Source organism: Rhizobium pantanalense (assembly GCF_030182525.1).
Taxonomy (GTDB): domain Bacteria; phylum Pseudomonadota; class Alphaproteobacteria; order Rhizobiales; family Rhizobiaceae; genus Rhizobium.
This window is the reverse complement of the sequence record NZ_JAQJCH010000002.1, coordinates 289,113-310,086: the sequence shown is the minus strand read 5'-3', so window position 1 is coordinate 310,086 and position 20,974 is coordinate 289,113. Positions and strand designations below refer to the sequence as shown.

At 60.4% G+C, this 20,974-nt stretch carries 17 protein-coding genes; 11 read left to right on the top strand and 6 right to left on the bottom strand.

Going from position 1 to position 20,974, the window contains the following annotated elements:
* Positions 1 to 169: 169 nt before the first annotated feature.
* Both PH558_RS07505 and PH558_RS07500 read right to left on the bottom strand, forming a co-directional pair.
* Positions 170 to 1,174 carry an alpha/beta hydrolase gene (locus PH558_RS07505; RefSeq protein ID WP_285203795.1) on the bottom strand — a complete coding sequence of 335 codons (1,005 nt, stop codon included), beginning with the start codon at positions 1,172 to 1,174 and terminating at the stop codon, positions 170 to 172.
* 251 nt (positions 1,175 to 1,425) lie between these two features.
* A complete protein-coding gene (locus tag PH558_RS07500; protein WP_285203127.1) occupies positions 1,426 to 2,115 on the bottom strand; it encodes a DJ-1/PfpI family protein in 690 nt (229 codons plus the stop codon).
* 85 nt (positions 2,116 to 2,200) lie between these two features.
* Between PH558_RS07500 and PH558_RS07495 the strand changes: the two genes are divergently transcribed.
* Together PH558_RS07495 and PH558_RS07490 are read left to right on the top strand one after the other, a co-directional pair.
* A complete protein-coding gene (locus PH558_RS07495) occupies positions 2,201 to 3,151 on the top strand; it encodes a GlxA family transcriptional regulator (protein ID WP_285203126.1) in 951 nt (316 codons plus the stop codon).
* 135 nt (positions 3,152 to 3,286) lie between these two features.
* The gene (locus PH558_RS07490) at positions 3,287 to 4,198 is read left to right on the top strand and encodes an acetamidase/formamidase family protein (RefSeq protein ID WP_285203124.1); all 912 of its coding nucleotides are present in this window, start codon (positions 3,287 to 3,289) and stop codon (positions 4,196 to 4,198) included.
* 4 nt (positions 4,199 to 4,202) lie between these two features.
* On the opposite strand, the gene PH558_RS07485 is transcribed toward PH558_RS07490, so the two are convergent.
* Together PH558_RS07485 and PH558_RS07480 are read right to left on the bottom strand one after the other, a co-directional pair.
* Positions 4,203 to 5,945 (bottom strand): cation:proton antiporter domain-containing protein, encoded by a 1,743-nt coding sequence (locus PH558_RS07485; protein WP_285203122.1) that lies wholly within the window; start codon positions 5,943 to 5,945, stop codon positions 4,203 to 4,205.
* Positions 5,946 to 6,116: 171 nt separating this feature from the next.
* Positions 6,117 to 7,163, bottom strand: a complete 1,047-nt coding sequence (locus PH558_RS07480) for an NAD(P)-dependent alcohol dehydrogenase (protein ID WP_095436911.1) — start codon at positions 7,161 to 7,163, stop codon at positions 6,117 to 6,119.
* A 258-nt stretch (positions 7,164 to 7,421) separates the two neighbouring features.
* On the opposite strand from PH558_RS07480, the gene PH558_RS07475 reads away from it, so the two are divergent.
* Positions 7,422 to 7,562, top strand: a complete 141-nt coding sequence (locus PH558_RS07475) for a hypothetical protein (protein WP_285203119.1) — start codon at positions 7,422 to 7,424, stop codon at positions 7,560 to 7,562.
* A gap of 21 nt (positions 7,563 to 7,583) precedes the next feature.
* On the opposite strand, the gene PH558_RS07470 is transcribed toward PH558_RS07475, so the two are convergent.
* Positions 7,584 to 9,047 carry a DHA2 family efflux MFS transporter permease subunit gene (locus PH558_RS07470; protein ID WP_285203117.1) on the bottom strand — a complete coding sequence of 488 codons (1,464 nt, stop codon included), beginning with the start codon at positions 9,045 to 9,047 and terminating at the stop codon, positions 7,584 to 7,586.
* A gap of 410 nt (positions 9,048 to 9,457) precedes the next feature.
* Between PH558_RS07470 and PH558_RS07465 the strand changes: the two genes are divergently transcribed.
* Positions 9,458 to 10,252: a FadR/GntR family transcriptional regulator gene (locus PH558_RS07465; protein WP_113407558.1), complete on the top strand. Its 795-nt coding sequence runs from the start codon at positions 9,458 to 9,460 to the stop codon at positions 10,250 to 10,252.
* 35 nt (positions 10,253 to 10,287) lie between these two features.
* Here PH558_RS07465 and PH558_RS07460 read toward each other — a convergent pair whose 3' ends face one another.
* A complete protein-coding gene (locus PH558_RS07460; protein ID WP_285203116.1) occupies positions 10,288 to 11,787 on the bottom strand; it encodes an MDR family MFS transporter in 1,500 nt (499 codons plus the stop codon).
* Between the two features lie 381 nt (positions 11,788 to 12,168).
* Here PH558_RS07460 and PH558_RS07455 point away from each other — a divergent pair, with 381 nt between their 5' ends.
* The 7 genes from PH558_RS07455 to PH558_RS07425 all read left to right on the top strand — a co-directional run bounded on the left by PH558_RS07455 (position 12,169) and on the right by PH558_RS07425 (position 20,973).
* Entirely contained in the window at positions 12,169 to 13,302 is a 1,134-nt protein-coding gene (locus PH558_RS07455) for an ROK family transcriptional regulator (protein WP_285203110.1), read from the top strand.
* A gap of 7 nt (positions 13,303 to 13,309) precedes the next feature.
* A complete protein-coding gene (locus PH558_RS07450; protein ID WP_285203109.1) occupies positions 13,310 to 14,752 on the top strand; it encodes a M81 family metallopeptidase in 1,443 nt (480 codons plus the stop codon).
* Positions 14,753 to 14,943: 191 nt separating this feature from the next.
* Entirely contained in the window at positions 14,944 to 15,681 is a 738-nt protein-coding gene (locus tag PH558_RS07445) for a FadR/GntR family transcriptional regulator (RefSeq protein WP_285203108.1), read from the top strand.
* A 79-nt stretch (positions 15,682 to 15,760) separates the two neighbouring features.
* Positions 15,761 to 17,269 (top strand): ABC transporter substrate-binding protein, encoded by a 1,509-nt coding sequence (locus PH558_RS07440; RefSeq protein ID WP_285203107.1) that lies wholly within the window; start codon positions 15,761 to 15,763, stop codon positions 17,267 to 17,269.
* A 70-nt stretch (positions 17,270 to 17,339) separates the two neighbouring features.
* A complete protein-coding gene (locus PH558_RS07435; protein ID WP_285203103.1) occupies positions 17,340 to 18,287 on the top strand; it encodes an ABC transporter permease in 948 nt (315 codons plus the stop codon).
* Complete coding sequence (locus PH558_RS07430; RefSeq protein WP_095436919.1) at positions 18,284 to 19,162, top strand: ABC transporter permease; 879 nt, start codon at positions 18,284 to 18,286, stop codon at positions 19,160 to 19,162. The genes PH558_RS07435 and PH558_RS07430 overlap by 4 nt, the downstream gene beginning before the upstream one ends.
* 23 nt (positions 19,163 to 19,185) lie before the next feature.
* The gene (locus tag PH558_RS07425) at positions 19,186 to 20,973 is read left to right on the top strand and encodes a gamma-glutamyltransferase family protein (RefSeq protein WP_285203100.1); all 1,788 of its coding nucleotides are present in this window, start codon (positions 19,186 to 19,188) and stop codon (positions 20,971 to 20,973) included.
* The last annotated feature ends 1 nt before the right edge of the window (position 20,974 follow it).

Below are 20,974 nucleotides of genomic sequence, written 5' to 3'. Positions count from 1 at the left end.
ACATGCATAATGGCTTTCACCTGCCCTGTCCATATAAAAAATTGATCCACGATTATTTATTGCGATAAATAATTAGACGCCATAGTCCAATCGGCCGAGCGCGCTTAATGAGGCACCGCAGAAGAGCAGACATTTTCGCAATCAGATTGAGTTCGACCAGGTGTGCGAGCTATTGCACTGGCTTATCGACAAAATGCGCAATCGCGAATTGCGCAACGCGCTCGTTCGATTTCCTCGCATCGTCGAGCCAGAACGGGAAAATCTGCCATTGATGGATCATCCCCGGCCAGACTTCCAGGCTCACGTTACCACCCGCCTGGCGTACTTTGTCTGCAAACCGCGAGGCGTCATCAAGTAGCACCTCGCGAGCGCCGACCTGGATCAGCAGCGGAGGAAACCCGGAGACATTGCCATAGAGCGGCGATATATCGGGATCGGCAAGAGGACGGTCGCGCGCGAACGCATCGTGGATAAGGGTCAACTCGGCCTTGTTCATGAAGGGATCGCTGGCGGCGTTGGCGGCCAGGGACGCGCCCGTTGCGGCGAAATCGGTAATCGGGCTCATCGCGACCACGGCAGCGGGAAGCGGACCACTCAGCCTAAGCTGGTTCAAAACGACCTCGATGGCCAGAGTTGCGCCAACCGACTCGCCGACGATAACGACGTTGCCGGCCTTGTATCCTGATGTCAGAAGCCAGCGATAGGCCGCAATGGCATCGTCCCTTTGCGCGGGAAAGCGATTTTCGGGCGTGAGGCGATAGTCGATCAACAGCACATCGGCTGAGGCGGCCTTGGCGAGCGAACCCGCTATGTTGGCGTGCGTGCGAAGGGAGCCGCTATAGAAGCCGCCGCCATGCAAATAAAGGATGGCACGCCGCCCGATCGGATGATGCAACCGTGCCGGCCAGATCAGATCGCCATCCACCCCGTTGGCGTCGACATGACGTATCTGGACACGCGCCGGGCCTGGGGTCGATGACATGAGCTTTTCGAAATCGGAGCGGCGTTGCAACAGGTCGGCTCCGGACACCGCGCCGCTGTCGCGCAAGGTGCCGATCAGCTTCTCGGTCTGCTCGCTCGAAGTCTTTGTTTGCGGAGCAATCTCGGATGTCTCGGCGGCTGCAGCTTGCGATATCGACCCCAGGCCTGCACATATCAGAACGGTCACTGCCATGACGAAACGGAATATGCGGCGCAATGATCGGAACTCGTTCATCAAATAAGCCTTTTCCCCGTAAGGCCGTGGACGCTATTGTGATGCCACGGTCGCAGAAAAGCTATTTGTGTCAAGTATGATAGGCGATGTGAGACTGGAATTTCCATTCATCCGTTACCCATCATTGCCTCGACACGATCGACCGATGATCGCTTGCCTATCGGTGCTCCGTTTCATTGAGGTGACAGCGCCGGTGGACAAGTCGATGTTCATTCAGGCTCATGTCTGACCGCCGTAAGGCGGGCGATGATCTCCTGCCGCGCCATTCTCGAGCCGGCAAGGCGTTGCCTGGTTCTGGCCAATACCTCAGCACTAGCCTTCTCAGGCAATCCGGAATGAAATGGCGGCTCCGGCGCGTATTCCAGCGACAGTTGGATCGCTTCGGCTTCCTCTCGACCGCGCAAGGCGGCAGCAATCGTCAGCCCGAAATCGATGCCGGCGGTCACGCCGCCCGCTGTGAAGAGATTACCGTCCCGCACGACGCGGCCCGGCGTGACTACGGCTCCAAAACTCTCGAGGAAATCAAGCGCATTCCAATGGGTCGTGGCCTTCTTGCCCTTGAGCAGGCCGGCCGCTCCAAGGACGAGAGAACCGGTGCACACCGATGTTACGAAGCGGGCTTTGGCCGCCTGTTTCCGGACAAAGCTCAGAACGTCCGCATCCTCCAGCAATGCATTGACGCCGACGCCGCCGGGCACGCAGATGACGTCAAGCGGCGGGCATTCGGCAAACGTCGTTGTTGGCTGCAACGCCAGCTTCGTTGCCGATACGATGGGGGACGTGTCCTTCCACACGAGATGCACCTCCGCATCATCCATCGAGGCGAATACCTCGTAGGGCGCGGTCAGATCGAGTTGCTGGACGCCTGGAAACGCAAGCAGGCCGAAGCGGATGGTCATGGCATGTCTCCAATGATTGACTTTTCCAAGCCTATGCGACAATGCTCTGGCACATTTGCCAAACCACCGTCATTTTTTGCCAATTATGCGCCCCATCGAAATTCTTGCCTTCGACAACGCCCAACTGCTTGACATCACGGGTCCGCTGCAGGTTTTCACCAGCGCCAACGAGGCGGCGCGTGAGCTCGATCAGCCGAAACCCTACGAAGCCATCGTGGTCGCGGAAAACCCACAGACCCGAACCAGCTCGGGTCTCGCGCTCATGACCGCCCCGCTTTCCGATATCCATAATCCGCCCGACACCTTGATCATCGCCGGCGGCTGGGGCGTCAATAAAGCCTGCGAGAACCTCGGCCTGATCGAATGGGTGCGCCGGCGCGCCGCGAATACCCGACGGATAGCCTCGGTCTGCAGCGGCGCCTTTCTGCTTGCGGAAGCCGGTCTTCTGGATGGGCGACGGGCAGCGACGCATTGGAACCGGTGCGAAGAATTTGCCAAGCGCTTTCCGCAAGTGAAGCTTGAGCCCGATCCGATCTTCGTTCAGGACGGGCAGATCTGGAGCTCCGCCGGCGTAACTGCGGGCATCGATCTCTCGCTTGCATTGGTCGAGGCCGATCTTGGTCGCTCGCTGGCGCTCTCCGTCGCGCGCGAACTCGTCGTCTTCCTCAAGCGCCCGGGTGGTCAGGCGCAGTTCAGCGCGGCACTGAGACTTCAGGAGGGCGGCGAACGCTTCGACCGTCTGCATGGCTGGATCATGGACAATCTGCGCGCCGACCTTTCCCTGCCGACGCTGGCCGAGCAGGCGAATATGAGCGCACGCAGCTTCTCGCGCCATTATCTGAAGGCGACCGGACGGACGCCTGCACGCGCGGTGGAGGAAATCCGCATCGAGGCAGCCCGCCGCCTTCTGGAGGAAGGCCTTAGCGTGCATCAGGCACGCATGCGCTGCGGCTTCAGTTCGGAAGAAACCATGCGGCGCAATTTCATGCGGAAATTCGGGACGACACCGCAGGCATTTCGCGATCATTTTGCTTGAGGGCTGTTTGCCGTGGCAGGCATTTGCGCGCGACAAGCGAAGTGATCTTTGCCTAATATCGTCGCCCGCCCTTTCCCAGACGTTCGGACTCGTCATAGGCTACCGCCACCGGATTCCACACAAGGCTTCAGCAAAATGGCGACCCATCGTTTCGTTCCCGACACCTATCACAATGTCATCGGCTCGCTGCCGCCAGCCTTACATATCGCCGATGGCGATACTGTTGTTACCGAAACCCTTGATGCCGCCGGCTACGACAAGCATGATGTCCGCCAGATATCCGGCCCCAATCCGATGAATGGGCCGATCTTCGTCGACGGCGCGGAACCGGGCGATAGCCTCAAGGTCGAGATTCTCGCCATGGTGCCGACGCGCGACACGGGTTTTACCCGCAGTGTGGTAGCAAGCAACGTCGTCGACCCGCATGACGTACGCGACTTGCCGGCGAGCAAGAAGGTATACTGGCAGATCGATCGAGAGGCCCTGACGGCGCGGCTTGCCGAACCCGTTGCGGGCCTGGAAGCGCTTGTTCTGCCGCTGTCGCCGATGATCGGCTGCTTCGGGGTCGCACCATCTCTCGGCCAGGCCATATCGACCGCCACCAGCGGCGAATTCGGCGGCAACATGGATTATCGTCTGCTCGGGCCAGGGACGACCATCTGGTTTCCGGTCTCGACGCCTGGCGCTCTCTTTTTCCTCGGCGACTGCCATGCCGTCCAGGGCGATGGAGAGATCGTCGGCACCGGGATCGAGACCACTTTCGAAGTGACGGTGCGCCTCAGCGTCGAAAAGAAAAGGACGATCGTCTGGCCGCGCGGCGAGACGGCGGAGGATATTTTCACCATTGGCAATGCCCGGCCGCTTGATCAGGCCCTGCAACATGCCACCAGCGAAATGCTGCGCTGGCTCGGCTCAGATTACGGTCTCGACAGGACCGCAGCCAGCCACCTGCTCGGTCAGGTCGTGCGCTACGATGTCGGCAACGTCTTCGACCCTGCTTATACGATGGCTTGCCGTGTCTCGAAAACCTGGCTGAAACGCCGATAAAATATCAGCCTGCGTCCTGGGAAAGGTCGCGCCGCTGGCGCGACACGTTGCTCTCCTGCCGCTCCCGCGCCATGCGGCTGACGGCGGCACGCAGCTGTGGATGGCGCGACATGAACAGATTGAAGTCCCGGCGATCCAGTACGAAAAGCTGGCAGAAATCGACGGCGACGACATCAGCCGTGCGGCGCGCGCCCGTCAGCAGCGCCATTTCGCCAAAGAAGGCCCCGGCGCCGAGCCGGATCTCGTCATCCTCCAGCTGTACCTCGACCGCGCCCGAAGCGATGAAGAACATGCTGTCGCCGCGATCGCCGGTGCGGATAACCCGGTCACCCGGCGAAGCCGATCTCGGGCGGAAGAGCAGCAGAAGTTCCTCGTGCTCGTTATCATCAAGTTCGGCAAACATCGGGAAGGTTTCTATGAGCTGCTCGATCTCAAGATGATGCTGGCGATCCCGCTCCTCACGCTGCTTGTTGATGATGGTCAACTGGCGGCGAAGAGCCTCCTGCTTGGCCATGCCATATTTGTCCGCCAGGAACGGCCAGCGCGCAAAGGCCCAGTTTTCCAGCTTTTCCGTGGCGTAGAAAGCCAGCGGATTGAGCGTGATCGACAGGATCGCACCGGCAAGGATGAGATCCTGTCCTTCCCGCGTCAGCAGCCCGAGTGAAACCCCGAGCCCTGCCAGGATGAAAGAGAATTCGCCGATCTGTGCAAGACCAGCTGCAACTGCAAAGCCGATGCTGGCGGGATAGCGCAGTAACAGAACGACGCCGAAGGCGATCAAGGCCTTGCCGAGCATGATCAGCGCAAGCACGCCGATGATCATCAATGGTTCGCGGATCAGCACCGTCGGGTCGAAGAGCATGCCGACGGACACGAAAAACAGAACCGAAAAGGCATTCTGCAATGGCAGAGAGTCGGCCGCCGCCCTATGGCTGAGGTGGGATTCACTCATCACGAGGCCGGCAAAGAAGGCGCCGAGCGCAAAGGACACACCGAAGATTTCTGCCGCACCGAAGGCGATACCGAGCGCGATCGCCAGAACCGACAGCGTGAACAGTTCACGCGAACCTGTGCGCGCAACCGAGGTCAGGAGCCATGGCACCACACGCGGACCGATGAAGATGGCGACAGCCGCAAAGGCTGCGACCTTGAGCAGCGTCATGCCGATCGTCAGCCAGATCGAACCGGAAACGGCATGGCCGCCGGCATCCGCATGACCGCCCAAAACACCGGCAAAGGCCGGCAAGAGCACAAGCGCAAGGACCATGGCCAGATCCTCGACGATCAGCCAGCCTACGGCGACGCGGCCATTCGTCGAGCTCACGAGATTGCGCTCCTCCAGCGCCTTCAACAGCACGACCGTACTGGCAACCGCAAGGCTGAGGCCGAAGACCACGCCGGCGCCGACGCTCCAGCCCCATAGCGACGTCAAGCCCACACCGAGCAGCGTCGCGATCGCAATCTGACCGATGGCGCCGGGAATGGCGACGCCGCGCACGGCCAACAGGTCGGCGGCCGAGAAATGCAGGCCGACGCCGAACATCAGCAGGATGACGCCGATCTCGGCCAATTGCGATGCCAGCGAAACATCGGCGACGAAACCCGGAGTGGACGAGCCTATGATGACGCCGGCCACCAGATAGCCGACCAGCGGCGGCAGATGCAGCCTGTCGGCCAGATAGCCGAAAATGGCCGCGAATACGAAGCCCGCGGCAATCAATGCGATCAATGCAACGTCGTGCGGCACGGCTGTCCTTCCCGTTTCACGGCGTTAAAGCCTGTTTCCCTCTGTGAAAGGCTACCTAGCATCGCTTTTGCCAGGCCGTCTACGGGAGATATGAAACCTTGGGAAAACATCGCCTTGCCGAAGCGCGAAACCGGCTGATGACTTGAGACAAGACGATGTGACAGCGAGCGCCTATTGCTTGAGGACAATCTGCAATTTGACGTCGGTCGGACGGGCTTCGACAGCGCGATCGAAAGCCTTGATGGAATCCTCGAAGTCGAATGTTTCGGAGATCAAGGGCTTCAGATCGACGCGACCGGAGGCGATCAGCGCGATCGAACGCTCATACTGATGCGCATAGCGGAAGACCGTCTCGATACGGATCTCCTTGGTCGACGCCGTGGAAACATCGAAGCCGACCGGATTGACCGGCAAGCCGACGGCGACGATCACGCCGCCGGGACATGGCAGCGTCATGACCGTTTCCCACGCCTTCGGCGAGCCCGAGCATTCGAAGACAACATCCGCGCCCCAGCCATCGGTCAGGCGATCGACTTCCTCGACGAGGTTTTTCTCGCGAATATTGACCGGAATCACGCCTTGATACTGTGCGGCGATATCGAGCTTCGGCTGGGCGAGATCAGCGACGATCGCTCGCGCGCAGCCGCCGGCAAGCGCTGCAACCGCCACCATGATACCGATCGGGCCGGCACCAAGCACGACAGCGGTGTCGCCGGGCGTGATGCGCGCCTTGGTGGCTGCCTGCATGCCGACGGCGAAAGGCTCGACCATCGCCCCTTCCGCAAAGCTGACATTATCAGGCAGCTTGAAGGTGTAGTTGGCCGGATGCACGACGAAAGGCGTCAGCACGCCATGGATCGGGGGCGTCGCCCAGAAGGTGACCGCAGGATCGATATTGTACATGCCGAGACGGCTGGCCTTGGAATTGGCATCGGGAATGCCGGGCTCCATGCAGACCCGGTCACCGACTTTCAGATGCGTCACACCAGCGCCGACTTCCACCACCGTTCCCGCCGCTTCGTGCCCGAGCACCATCGGCTCGTTGACGATGAAGGGGCCGATTTTTCCGTGCGTGTAATAGTGCACATCCGACCCGCAGACACCGACCGTATGGATCTTGATCTTCACCTGGCCCGGCCCGACCTCCTGGGGCAGATCGATATCACGGATCGCCAGTTCATGCTGACGCTCCAAAACCAGGGCACGCATCTTGCTCATTGCCTTTTCCTCTTTTCCAAAGCAGCCGGCGTCCCGCTGACACAGGGACGAAATCCTTTTCCGTTATATCGTGCGAGCCGGCATCATAAAACGCTCTTTAGGCTCTTACAGATGAAGTTCGACGGCTCTCTTCGGCCATCGAAGTATGCTTCGCCTTCCAAATATTAGATAACGCTTATTATTTAGCTCGCTATTGCCGATATTGACTGGCGTTCCATTTCTTGTCTTTCTAATCACTAATGAGAAGGAGGGCTCATTATGACAGTATATGATTGGACCGGTCAGCGCGCCCGCCGGAGGAGGATGATGCGCGCTGCAAGCGTCGCAATAGTTCTGATCATCCTGATGGCGATTCCAGCGATATTGCTGCATTACAATCTCATCCAACTCTCATACTAACCGCTTCGAAAGAAGACATCGCTACGCCGCTTTCGACACGCCCTTCTTTGGCTTACGCGAGACGTTTTCGCCCGCCTTGCGGTCAAGCGGCAAGCAATCCAGCACGGCGAGTAGCGCGATGATGCCGAGCAGCACAAAGGCCAGGCGGAACTCGATGGCGACGGTGCTCTCCACTCCGAGCGGTGCGCTGATCGCCTGACCGATGCGAATGCCGATCGCGCCAACGGCGATGCCCATGCCCATCGTCAGCTGAAAGACTGTGCTGAACAGCGTATTGGCACCCGTCATCTGCCCTGGCGGGATATCGGCAAAAGCGATCGTGTTGAGTGCGGTAAAGTGCATCGACCGGCACATGCCGCCAATGAACAGTACCGGCACGATGAACCAGAGCGGCGTATCGGGCGAAAACAGTGCACAGGCGGCAATGAAGACGGCATTCAATAGGCCGTTGACGATCAGCACCGGCTTGAAGCCGAAGCGGCGCAGAATGGGCGTCGTTGCCGGTTTCATCGCCAGATTGCCGGCAAAGACGGCGAGCGTCAGCATGCCGGCGTGAAAGGCGCTGAGCCCGAAGCCGACCTGGAACATCAGCGGCAGCAGGAAGGGCACCGCGCCGATAGCGGTGCGGAACAGCGATCCGCCTGAGATGGTGATGGCGAACGTCGGCAGCTTCAGCCCCGAGAGATCGATGAGCGGATGCTCCGTGCGTAGAAAATGAAAGACGGCGACCGCAAGCAGGACAAAGCCGACGATCACATAGGTCCAGGCTTCCAGCCAGACGGGATCGGGGTGTCCGATCAGTTCCAGCCCATACATCAGGCTCGCAAGTCCGATGCCGCTGACGACGAAGCCGATCCAGTCGAAAGGCGGGCGCGCCGTACTTTTCGTCGCCGGAATGAGCATGAGCGCGAAGATAAAGGCCAATATGCCGAGCGGCAGGTTGAGGAAGAAGATCCAGCGCCAGCTTGCATGGTCGGTGATGAAGCCGCCGAGCGGCGGCCCGAGGATCGGCGCCACCAACGCCGGCCAGGTGATCGTCGCAATGGCCGAAATCAGCTTGTCCTTCGGCGTATTGTTCAAGACGACAAGCCGGCCCACCGGCACCATCATCGCCCCGCCGATGCCTTGCAGAATGCGCATGGCAACGAAGGAGCCGACGCCATTGGCAAAGCCGCAGAGAACCGAAGCGAGTGTGAAAATGACGACGGCGGTTGTGAAGACCAGACGCGCACCGAAGCGATCGCTGATCCAGCCGCTGATCGGAATGAAGACGCCAAGGGTCAGAAGATAGGCGCTCATGCCGATATTGAGGTCGACCGGGCGAGCACCGAACGAAACGGCCATCTGCGGCAATGCGGTCGCGATGACCGTACCGTCGAGATTTTCCATGAAGAAGGCACCGGCCACCAGCAATGCAATCAACAGCGAGCGCGAACCCGCTTCCTGCGCATCCTCCCTTTGCCCAGGCGTGGACATGTCATTCATGGATCAGCAACTCCGAATCCGCCTCGCATCCCGGCTGCATTTAACCGGTTCGGTAACGTTTACGATAGTCGAAATCGTCCCATCAATCGATTGAGCGATCACGTTTCGCTTAGCGGATGGTGCGCAATTTGCTCACCGCTGCCGATCCCAATAGAGGCCCGGGGCGAAACGCATCAGCATGTTCAAATTGGTGAACAGATCGATCAACTCGGTGCCAGTAGGCATGCATACGTAAGACATGCTAGGGTTTTCACTGGAAAATGCCGCGGGAAGAACAATGGGATCGATACAACATCAATATGGAACAGCCCCAAACTGGCCAAGATACCAGCAAGAAGCCTCGCAAATCGCCGTAGGCTGATGATTGTTCTCACGAACGGCGAATCAATAAGGAACGAGAGTCCCGCATAATGAAACATGGCCAGGACGCAATAACCTCCAGGGCTACCCCGGAGTCGAAACTGATCGTAACACAGTCGCCCTTCGATGCCTTTGTGCGAAAATACGGCACAATCCCCCGGCGTGGCGTCTTCGGCTATTTCGTCCACGAGCTCGGCCGCCGTATCGTCGGCGGAGACTATCCAGTCGGCGCAACACTGCCAAACGAGCCTGATTTGGTCGAACAATTCGGCATCAGCCGCACGGTCATCCGCGAAGCGATGAAGTGCCTGGCCGGCAAGGGATTGGTCGAGATCAAGACCCGCGTCGGCACGCGCGTCAAGGAACGCTCCAACTGGCATCATCTCGATACGGATGTCATGGTCTGGTACTACGAGACCGGCCCATCGGTCGAAATCATGCGATCGATCAAGGACCTGCGATTGGCACTCGAGCCGGAGGCGACGGCGCGCGCGGCCCTGCGCCGCACCGAGAGCGACATTGCCGCGATCAGCTCCGCCTACGAGGAGATGGCGTCCACCATCGGAGACGTCAACAGCAATGCCGATGCCGATCTGCGCTTTCATACTGCGATCTTCGCCGCCACACACAACATGATCTATTCGCAGCTGATCGATCTGATCGCCGTCGGGATCTACGCCAATCGCACGCTTTCCGGCCATGAGGACGTCGCCGAAGGGCAAAAACGCGCCCTCCCCCTCCACAAGGCCATCCTAGACGCCATCGTCACGCAGGACACGGACGCCGCAATCAAAGCATCGCGAAACCTGCTGGACGCCTGGCTTGCGCGCGACTACGGCTTCTGACAGATCAAGCCCTGCTCGACCGCCCTGCCCTTGCGCTAATGGGTCATGGCTTCCTGCGCATCCGCCTTGGGCGCCGACGACCCGCGACCGGCATCTCGCGTAACCGGGATCAGCCAGATGGTCACGCAGGTCGTCAGAGCGACGATGACGACACCCCAGAAACTCCAGTGCAGGGCCGCATCGAAAACGCTTCTGATCGCCGGATCGGTGACGAGATCGGCAAGGCCGGTCGGCTGGTTGAGGATATCGTGCAGCCTGTTGGCCAGCTCGCCGCTGCCGTAATGCGCGATGCCGACATTCATGATCGCACCGAGCGCGGTTGCGCCAAGCGTGTTGCCGAGGCTGCGCGAGAAAATGATCGATGCGGTGGCGCTGCCGCGCATCGACCACTCCACACTTTCCTGCACCAGCACGACGCTCGTAAGGCTGATGAGACCCATGCCGAAGCCCATCAGGAACGAGCCGATGCCGGCGATCACCGGGCTGCTCTCCGGCGTCAGGAACAGCAGGAAAAGCGAGCCGAAGGGAAACATGAGACTGCCGGCGCGCAGGGTGTTGCGGATGCCGAAGATGCGGAAGAATCGGCTCGCCAGCATCACGGCCAGCGGCCAGCCGACAATCAGCATCGTCAGCGTAAAGCCGGCCTCCAGCGGCGAACGGCCAAGGACACCCTGAACATAGATCGGCAGAACGGTCGTCAGGCCGATCAGCGCCATGCCGGCAAGCAGCGTCGCGGCATTGCTGGTCGCAATCAGGCGCTGGCTCCAGAGAGCGATCGAAATGATCGGCTCCGGCGCCCGCCGCTCCTGCCACAGGAACAGGATACCGGTAACGATAAAGACGATCGCCAGGGGACAGAGAACGGCGAAACCTGCATCGGTCTCCGTCAGGATGACGAGAAGCGACACGATCGATATCGAAAACAGGACCGTGCCGAAATAATCGATCTTCGCCTCACGCGGCGTAACCGACTCGTGCAGGAAGAGGATGAACCCGGCGATGGCGAGCACGCCAAGCGGCAGGTTGATCCAGAAAATCCAGGCCCAGGAGAGATTGTCGACAATGATGCCACCGGCGAGCGGGCCGATGACGGCGGAGATCGCCCAGACGCTGGCAAGCGCGCCCTGCACCTTGGCCCGCTCTTCCAGCTTGTAGAGATCGCCGACGACGGTCATCGTCACAGGCTGAATGGCACCCGCACCGAGGCCCTGCAGCAGCCTGAAGACGATAAGGGAGGCCATCGACCAGGCGAAGCCGGCGAGCGTCGAGCCTATGAGAAAGATGATGATGCCGCCGATCAGCATCGGCTTGCGGCCGAAAATATCGGAAAGCTTGCCATAGATGACGGTGGTTGTGGATTGCGCCAGCAGAAAGGCGGAGAAGACCCAGCTATAATAGGTGAAGCCGCCGAGCTGGCCGACGATGCGCGGCATGGCGGTCGCGACGATGGTCGCTTCGATGGCGACCATGAAGGTCGCAAGCATGATCGAGACGATGACCAACGGGCGTCTCGAACGATCGACCGTGCTGGACATGGCATTCCTTTCTGACTGCGGCACCCGGGATCGAAACATGCACATGCCGCTATAACGGCCATGGTCGAGCGCTTAGCTTGTGGGATCAAAGTCTAGGGACGAGACGATTGCGGTCGAGCACCGGCTGAATCGTTATGATAAGCTTTGCATATTGATACAGGTCGATGTCAACTATTTAAACGCGAACATGTTTCGCGAAATCGCCCCAAGACGGCGCCTGGACTGCCGTCATTCACAAAACAGGTCGAGCAAATCGATGCGCTCTTCCAATATATTGCGGCACGGCATGATTAGGCCTGCAATAAAACTAAATATGGTTGCTTTGTTTATTTTCTGAACTTATTCTCCGCAAAACAGGCAAAATCCAGGCGGAACGTCGAATTGCTAACGTCCTCCCAGCAGCAGCTTTTACGGGTCATCAGCCAATCAGGCCCTTCCAGCCGGACGGTTCTGGCAGCCTCCATGGGGTTGAGCAAGGCTGCGATGAGCGGGATTGCGCGCGATCTGATTTCCCTCGGCGTCTTGCGGGAAACGGAAACGATCTACGGACAAGGCCGGCCCTCGATCCTGCTGGACCTGCATCCGGAAGGCGCCTTCTTCGGCGGCGTCTCGCTGCTCGAAGACCCGGCGCCGCTGGTCCTCTGCGATTTCAACGGCAATATCGTCGCGCGTCAGACGATGCCACTGTCGCGCGATCCTGATGTCATCGCCGCGATGATCGCCGACACGCTGCCGAAATTGCTTTCCGAATGTAAAGATGCCGGACGAAAGCTTTCAGGCCTTGGTATTGCGCTCTCCGGTTTCGTCGATGAAAAGCAGGCGAGCTGCGTCAAATCCACGTTACTCGGCTGGCAGGATGTGCCGCTTGCCGGCATTGTCAGGCAGAAGACCGGCATCGCCACCTTTATCGAAAACGACGCCAAGGCGGTCGCCGTCAGCGAAAAGCTGTTTGGCGGCGCCCGCGACGTGCAGAATTTCAGCGTCGTTTCCTTCGACGACGGCATCGGCTGCGCCCATTTCATCGGCGGTAAACTCTACCGCGGCAATCATGGCGGCGCCGGCGAAATCGCTCATTGCACGATCGAGCCCAATGGTGCGCCCTGCCGCTGCGGCAAGCGCGGCTGTCTCGATACCGTAGCCTCGCTGAAGGCGATCAAGGAAATGGCAAAGGCGGAAGGTCTCGCCTGCCAATCCCTCGACGCTCTGGAGACGGAGGCATCACTCGGCAATGCCGCGGCGATCCGCATCCTGCATCGCGCGGGCAGCGCACTGGGGCTTGCGATTGCGCATCTCATCCAGTTCAACGATCCCGGCCTGATCCTGATTACCCATGTCGAAGGCCGGTTTGATGGCCTGTTCGGCACTGTCATGCGGCAGGCAGTCGAGGGCAATGTATTGCCGCGCTATGCCGGCCAGACGCCGATCCGCACGCAGCGCGTCGATGGCGATGTCTGGGCACGCGGTGCCGCCAGCATTGCCGCCCATAATTTCCTGATTGGTCCCAACCCCTATTGAGGTTCCCATGCGCATTGCCGTTGGAGGCATTCACATCGAATGCAGCACCTACAATCCCGTCCTGAACGAAGAGAAGGATTTTCGCGTTCTGCGCGGCGCGGAGCTGACCACCTCGCCCTACTTCGCCTTTCTCAAAGATTATGACGGCGAGTTCCTGCCGACCATCCATGCGAGAGCCATCGCCGGCGGTCCTGTCGCGCGTCATACCTACGAGGCCTTCAAGGCGGAGTTCCTGGAAGGATTGAAAGCGCTGCTGCCGCTCGATGGTATCTATCTCGCCATGCATGGCGCCATGTATGTCGAAGGCATGGAAGACGCCGAAGGTGACTGGATCAGTGCGGCTCGCGCCGTCGTCGGCGAGGATTGCATGGTCTCGGCAAGCTACGACCTGCACGGCAATGTCACCCAGCGCATCATCGATGCGCTCGACATGTACTCCACCTATCGCACTGCCCCGCATATCGATGTCGAGGAAACCATGCGCCGCGCCGTCAAGATGCTGACGGAGAGTCTGAAGACCGGCGTGAAGCCGATCCTGCTCTGGGCGCCGATCCCCGTCGTGCTGCCGGGCGAACGCACCAGTACCGTCGATGAGCCGGCCAAGAGCCTTTATGATAGGCTGCCCGGGATCGATGCCCTCGACGGCGTCTGGGACGCCTCTCTCATGGTCGGCTATGTCTGGGCCGACGAGCCGCGCGCCACGGCTGCCGCCATCATGACCGGCACAGATCGCGTCGTGCTTGAGCGGGAAGCAAAACGCCTGGCGCAGGCCTATTGGGACGTGCGCAAGGATTTCGTTTTCGGCTCGGAGACCGGCTCGATCGAGGAATGCGTCGCCAAGGCAATCGCCAGCACGACCGCGCCCGTGGTTCTGGCGGAATCCGGCGATAATCCGACGGGCGGCGGCGTCGGTGACCGCGCCGATGTGCTGGCGGCACTGATTGCCAAGAAAGCACAAGGCGTCATTTTCGCCGGCATCGCCGACAAGGCCGCCACGGAAGCCTGCTACGCCGCTGGCCTGGGCGCCACCCTCGATCTCTCGGTCGGCGCATCGCTCGACACCAAGGGCAGCAAGCCGGTACGAGGCAACTTCACCGTCAAACATTTGCTGGACACTACGGAAGCGAGCGACAGACAGGCTGTCGTCTCCATCGGCGGCATCGACCTTGTGCTGTCGGCCAAGCGTCGCCCCTATCATAATATCGCCGATTTCACCCGCCTTGGCCTCGATCCGCACAAGGCAAAGATCATCGTCGTCAAATCCGGCTACCTCTCGCCCGAGCTGGCGCCGATCGCCAACCCGAGCCTAATGGCTCTGTCCCCCGGTGTCGTCGATCAGTTCGTCGAACGCCTGCCGCGCCTGCGCAAGACCAAGCCGACTTACCCCTTCGACAAGGATTTCGACTTCATGCCAGAGACGGCGATTTCTGCGCGCGCCGTCGGGCGCTGAGGCTCAAGTCAAAGAACCGCAAGAGCGGCATCGTTGATCTGTCATCTCAAGAAGGCGACTCGTTTTTGGGGGTCGCCTTTCTGCATTGCGCACAAACATTGTGCATCGCCGAAATTGCACAAAAAAGTGCTTGACGAGGCGGGCGAGTTCAATTTCTATTGAACCAATTTCAAATTGGTTCACCTCTCAATATGGCAATCGACAGCCTTCCGGAAAATTCGGTCCATGCCCTGGAAAGGCTCCGTGGGCTTTTGAATTCGGCCGATCTCCCGGCTGACGGAAAACTGCCGACTGAGCGGGCTCTATCGGAGACGCTGGGTGTCAGCCGGCGGGCGATCCGGCGAGCGCTAGAAGTGTTGGAAGCGGAAGGTCGCGTCTGGCGGCGCCAGGGGTCCGGAACCTATGTCGGGCAGCGACCGGACGACTGGAGCCAGCATGTCAGCACGCTTGTGGCGGGCACGGATCTCATGGAAGTCATGGAAGTCCGGCTGCGAATCGAGCCGCAGCTCGCCCAGCTCGCCGCCATGCGCGCCAAGCCTGACGACATCGACCGCATGTATGAACTGGCAAAGAAGATCACCGCCAGCGACGATGCCGACAGCCGCGAACTCTGGGATGGCGCATTGCATCGGCTGATCGCGCAAAGCGCCGGCAACCAGTTCTTCCTGGCAATTTTCGACGTCATCAACCATGTCCGTCAGGATGAAGCCTGGCAAACCATTCGCGAATTGGCCCGCAACGTCAACAAGACCCGCCCGGTCTCCTATGCCCAGCATAGAATGATCATCGACGCGATTGCCGCGCGCAATCCGATGAAGGCGGCCGAGGCCATGCGCGAACATTTGCTGATGCTGCAGGAAAGCCTGATCCGCATCACCTCGCTGGATGCGCGCCAAGCTGAGGAGCCACTGACCGAGGAGGTGGGCTGACCCAAAAGCCTGCCTGCCACGACCGGAGAGGAAACCGGTCGAGACCACAAAGAACGAAAACGATAAACAGGAGAACAGAATGAAGATCGCCAAATTCATGGCATCGCTTGCCGCCGGCGCCCTGATCGCGCTGCCGGCATTCGCCGTCGAACTCAAGATCGGCCTGCAGGACGATGCCGATGCGCTGGACCCTGCCCAATCGCGCACCTTCGTCGGCCGTATCGTCTATACCGCGCTCTGCGACAAGCTCGTCGACGTGACGCCAGACCTGAAGTTCGTGCCCCAGCTCGCCTCATCCTGGAAATGGTCCGCCGATGGCAAGCAGCTCGTCATGGAGCTGCGCCAGGGCGTGAAATTCCAGGACGGCACACCGTTCAATGCGCAGGCTGTTGTCGACAACATCCAGCGCTACCAGACCATGCCGGAATCACGCCGCAAGAGTGAGCTTTCCTCTGTCGCCAAGGTCGAAGCATCCGGCGAATACGAAGCCACCTTCACCCTGAAGGCACCTGACGTCACGCTGCTTGCCCAGCTTTCCGACCGCTCCGGCATGATGGTTTCACCGACAGCGGCAAAGGCTGCCGGTGCCAAATTCGGCGATCATCCCGTCTGCTCCGGCCCCTTCAAATTCGTCGAGCGCGTGCAGCAGGACCGCATCGTGCTGGAGAAATTCCAGGATTACTGGAACAAGGACAATATCTTCATCGATAAGGTGACCTATCTGCCGATCCCCGATACGACGGTGCGCCTCGCAAACCTGCGTTCGGGCGACCTCGACATGATCGAGCGTGTCGCAGCCTCCGATGCCGGCACTGTCAAGGGCGATCCCAATCTCGTCTACGCCGATGCTGTCGGCACCGGCTGGCTCGGCGTCTACGCCAATGTCGGCAATGGCGCTCGCGCCGACAATCCGATGGGCAAAGACAAGCGCCTGCGCCAGGCCTTCTCGCTGGCAATCGACCGCGAAGCCGCCATGCAGATCGTCTTCGATGGTACGGGACTTGCCGGCAACCAGCCGTTCGCACCGAACAGCCCCTGGTTCGACAAGGATATTCCGGTGCCCGCTCGCGATATCGACAAGGCCAAGGCGCTGGTCAAGGAAGCCGGCTTCGACCGCATCCCGGTCGAGCTCGCCGTCGCCAACAATCCGGTTTCCATGCAGATGATGCAAATCATCCAGTCGATGGTTGCCGAAGCCGGTTTCGACGTGACGCTGAAGACGACCGAATTCGCGACCCTCCTCGACGCACAGTCGAGCGGCAATTATCAGCTCAGCCGCTCCGACTGGTCCGGCCGCTCCGATCCGGATGGCAACATCCAGCAGTTTGTGACGACTGGAGCCGGCCTTAACGATTCCAAATACAGCAATCCGGAAGTCGACAAGCTGCTGCTGGAGGCACGCCAGTCGCAGGACAATGCCGTACGCAAGCAGAAATACGACGCTGCAGAGGCGATCCTCAGCCAGGACCTGCCGATCATTTTCCTCGGGCATCAGGCCTGGATCTGGGCCTACAACAAGAAGGTATCTGGCTTCGTGCCCTCCCCGGATGGCATGATCCGTCTCGTTGGCGTGAAGAAGAATAGCTGAGCGACTAGCGCCATGCGGGCTCCTTCCTGCATGGCCCTTTCATATTCGACATCGCGGCAAGGATCTGCCCATGTATAGCTATATCGGAAAGAGGCTGCTCGTCGCGATACCGACGCTGCTGATCATTTCGATCTTCGTCTTCTCGCTACAGAAGCTTCTGCCCGGCGATCCGGTGCTTGCCATGGCCGGCGAGGAGCGCGAGCCGCAGGTCCTGGAGCTGCTTCGCGAGAAATATCGCCTGAACGACCCAGTCATCTATCAATATGGCTACTGGCTGCAGGGCGTCGCCAGGGGTGATCTCGGCGTTTCGCTGCGCACCAATCAGCCGGTGCTGACGCTCGTTGCCGAAAAACTGCCGGTCACCATTCAGCTTGCCGTGATGTCGATGATCTTCGCCTTCGCCATCGGCATTCCCATGGGCATATTGGCGGCGGTGAAGAAGAATAGCTTCATCGATTTTCTCGCCAATATCGTCGCCCTGTGCGGCCTCTCAGTGCCGAATTTCTGGCTCGGCATCATGCTGATCCTGCTGGTTTCGGTGAAGCTGCATTGGCTGCCGGCCTCGGGATACCAGCCCTTCTTCGAAGATCCATGGCGCTCGATCCAGACGATGCTGATGCCGTCCTTCGTGCTCGGCAATGCGCTTGCGGCCACCTTGATGCGCCACACGCGCTCGTCGATGCTGAGCGTGCTCAGCGCCGACTATATCCGGACGGCCCGCGCCAAGGGACTGCCGGAAACCGCCGTCGTGCTGCAGCACAGCTTCCGCAACGCCATCCTGCCGGTCGTGACAGTCAGCGCTCTGCTGTTCGGGGAGCTCCTGGCCGGTGCCGTTCTGACCGAGCAAATCTTCACCATCCCCGGCTTCGGCAAGCTCATCGTCGACGCCGTCTTCAACCGGGATTACGCCGTCGTCCAGGGCGTGGTGCTCTGCACGGCCATCGGCTTCATCGCCATGAACCTTATTGCCGATATTCTCTACGTCATCCTCAATCCGCGCATGAGGGCAGCCCTATGAGCACGATCGTTCAGACGACCGCGGCAACCCCTTCCGCCAAACGCGCTCCCAATCGGGCCTGGCGTAAGCTGCGAGCCAACAAAGGGGCACTGGTCGGGCTTGCGATCATCCTGTTCTTTACCGCACTCGCCGCGCTGGCATCGCTCCTACCTATTCCCGATCCGGTCGCAACCAGCTGGTCGGCGATCCGCAAGGCGCCATCGGCTGCGCACTGGCTCGGCACCGACGACCTCGGCCGGGACATTCTCTCCCGCATGATCTGGGGCGCACGGGCATCGCTGATGGCCGGCGTCTTCTCGGTTGCTATTGCGGTCGCGATCGGCGTGCCCTTCGGTCTGATCTCCGGTTACTATGGCGGCTGGATCGACCAGATCATCTCGCGCATCACCGAAGCCTTCCTGGCGATGCCTTTCCTTATCACCGCCATTGCGCTTGCCGCCTTCCTCGGCCCGAGCCTCACCAATGCGATGATCGCGATCGGATTTTCCGCAACGCCAGTCTTCGTGCGGCTGACGCGCGGCCAGGTGCTGGCGGTCAAGACAGAGGATTATGTCGAGGGCGCCCGATCGATCGGTCTCACCCATTTCAGCATCATCACCCGCTATATCCTGCCGAACGTCTTCGCGCCAATCCTCGTGCAGGCAACACTCACCATCGCGACCGCCATCATCGCAGAGGCCAGCCTCTCCTTCCTCGGCCTCGGCCAGCAGCCGCCTGCCCCTAGCTGGGGCTCGATGCTCAATGTCGCCAAGAATTATCTCGAACAGGCGCCCTGGATGGCCATGTGGCCGGGTGCCGCCATTTTTCTCGTCGTGATCGGCTTCAATCTCCTCGGCGACGGCCTGCGCGATGCGCTCGACCCTCGCGAAGTATGAATAAACTTAAAAGGATGCCCCCAATGACCGCATTCACCACCCGCCCCGAAATCCTCGGCACCTTCGGCGTCGTCACCTCGACGCACTGGATCGCATCCGCCGTCGGCATGAGCATTCTCGAAAAGGGCGGCAACGCCTTCGACGCCGCCGTTGCGACAGGCTTCGTGCTGCAGATTGTCGAGCCGCATCTCTGCGGGCCGGGCGGCGACATGCCGGCCATCCTCTATTCGAAGAAGAAGGACAAGGTCGAGGTCATCTGCGCCCAGGGGCCAGCGCCGGCCGTTGCAACGATCGAGCACTACACGCGGGAGGGGCTTAAGCTCGTTCCCGGCGATGGGCTGCTCGCCACCGTCATCCCCGGCTCCTTCGACGGCTGGATGCTGATGCTGCGCGATTACGGCCGGCTGACCGTCCGCGACGTGCTGGAACCGGCGATCCATTATGCCGAAAAAGGCCATCCCGTCCTGCCGCGCGTCTCCGCCACCATCGCAGGTCTTGCCGATTTCTATCGCAAGGAATGGCCGACCTCCTACGACACTTGGCTTCCCGGCGGTGCCGCCCCCGAACCCTGGTCCAACTTCAAGAACCCGGTTCTTGCCGAAACCTGGAAGCGGGTCGTCGCCGAGGCGGAAAGCAAGAGCGATCGCGAAGCGCAGATCGAAGCCGCACGCGATGCCTATTACCGCGGCTTCGTCGCTGAAGCGATCGACAGCTATGTCAGCAAGACCGAGGTCATGGATGCGAGCGGCACCCGCCACAAGGGAGTGTTGACCGCTGACGATATGGCCAATTGGCAGGCTACGATCGAAGAGCCGCTGACCTATGACTATCACGGCTGGACGGTCGCCAAGATCGGTCCGTGGGGCCAGGGACCCGTCTTCCTCCAAACGTTGGCACTGCTAAAGGGTTTCGATCTGGCCGCGATGAACCCCGCAGGCGCCGATTTCGTCCATACCGTCACGGAAGCGATGAAACTCGCCTTTGCCGACCGCGAGGTCTATTACGGCGATCCCAATTTCACGAATGTACCGATCGAAACTCTGCTGTCGGATGCCTATGCCGACGAACGCAGGCGGCTGATTTCGTCTGAGGCATCGCTTGCCTTGCGCCCCGGTAAGCTGCCCGGCTTTGAAAGCCAGTACGATCTCACAATGGCGATGCTCGACGCGCCGGAAGCCAAGAGCGGCGCAGTCTACGAGCCGACAATGTCGCATCTCACCGAGAAGCGCGGCGACACCGTGCATATCGATGTCATCGACCGAGAAGGCAATATGGTGTCGGTCACGCCATCGGGCGGCTGGCTGCAATCCTCGCCGATCATTCCGGGTCTCGGCTTCTGCCTCAATTCACGCGCCCAGATGTTCTGGCTGCAGCCGGGCCTGCCCTCCTCGCTGGCACCGGGCAAGCGGCCGCGCACGACGCTGACCCCGACGATGGCACTGCATGAGGGACGCCCGACGCTCGCTTTCGGCACGCCCGGCGGCGATCAGCAGGAGCAGTGGCAGCTCTCCTTCTTCCTGCGCTATGTCCATCATGGGCTGAACCTGCAGGAAGCGATCGACAAGCCGCTGTTCCACAGCACGCATTTCCCGAGCTCCTTCTATCCGCGCACCCGCGAACCGGGCGGCCTCACGGCGGAAGCGAATTTCAGCGCCGAGGTGCTCGATACGCTTCGCAAGAGAGGTCACCAGCTGACCGTCGCGCCGGAATGGACCGTGGGCCGCCTGACCGCCGCACGGCGCGACGCCGACGGCCTCTTGCGCGCTGCGGCAACACCTCGTTTGATGCAAGCTTACGCCGTTGGGAGATAGA

What these genes read in the sequence shown, in the direction of transcription:
- PH558_RS07450 (WP_285203109.1), top strand. Translation starts at nt 13,310, where the DNA reads ATGCGCATTGCCGTTGGAGGCATTCACATCGAATGCAGCACCTACAAT.
- PH558_RS07480 (WP_095436911.1), bottom strand. Translation starts at nt 7,163, where the DNA reads ATGAGCAAGATGCGTGCCCTGGTTTTGGAGCGTCAGCATGAACTGGCG.
- PH558_RS07465 (WP_113407558.1), top strand. Translation starts at nt 9,458, where the DNA reads ATGAAACATGGCCAGGACGCAATAACCTCCAGGGCTACCCCGGAGTCG.
- PH558_RS07495 (WP_285203126.1), top strand. Translation starts at nt 2,201, where the DNA reads ATGCGCCCCATCGAAATTCTTGCCTTCGACAACGCCCAACTGCTTGAC.
- PH558_RS07430 (WP_095436919.1), top strand. Translation starts at nt 18,284, where the DNA reads ATGAGCACGATCGTTCAGACGACCGCGGCAACCCCTTCCGCCAAACGC.
- PH558_RS07505 (WP_285203795.1), bottom strand. Translation starts at nt 1,174, where the DNA reads ATGGCAGTGACCGTTCTGATATGTGCAGGCCTGGGGTCGATATCGCAA.
- PH558_RS07475 (WP_285203119.1), top strand. Translation starts at nt 7,422, where the DNA reads ATGACAGTATATGATTGGACCGGTCAGCGCGCCCGCCGGAGGAGGATG.
- PH558_RS07440 (WP_285203107.1), top strand. Translation starts at nt 15,761, where the DNA reads ATGAAGATCGCCAAATTCATGGCATCGCTTGCCGCCGGCGCCCTGATC.
- PH558_RS07490 (WP_285203124.1), top strand. Translation starts at nt 3,287, where the DNA reads ATGGCGACCCATCGTTTCGTTCCCGACACCTATCACAATGTCATCGGC.
- PH558_RS07500 (WP_285203127.1), bottom strand. Translation starts at nt 2,115, where the DNA reads ATGACCATCCGCTTCGGCCTGCTTGCGTTTCCAGGCGTCCAGCAACTC.
- PH558_RS07435 (WP_285203103.1), top strand. Translation starts at nt 17,340, where the DNA reads ATGTATAGCTATATCGGAAAGAGGCTGCTCGTCGCGATACCGACGCTG.
- PH558_RS07425 (WP_285203100.1), top strand. Translation starts at nt 19,186, where the DNA reads ATGACCGCATTCACCACCCGCCCCGAAATCCTCGGCACCTTCGGCGTC.
- PH558_RS07445 (WP_285203108.1), top strand. Translation starts at nt 14,944, where the DNA reads ATGGCAATCGACAGCCTTCCGGAAAATTCGGTCCATGCCCTGGAAAGG.
- PH558_RS07460 (WP_285203116.1), bottom strand. Translation starts at nt 11,787, where the DNA reads ATGTCCAGCACGGTCGATCGTTCGAGACGCCCGTTGGTCATCGTCTCG.
- PH558_RS07470 (WP_285203117.1), bottom strand. Translation starts at nt 9,047, where the DNA reads ATGAATGACATGTCCACGCCTGGGCAAAGGGAGGATGCGCAGGAAGCG.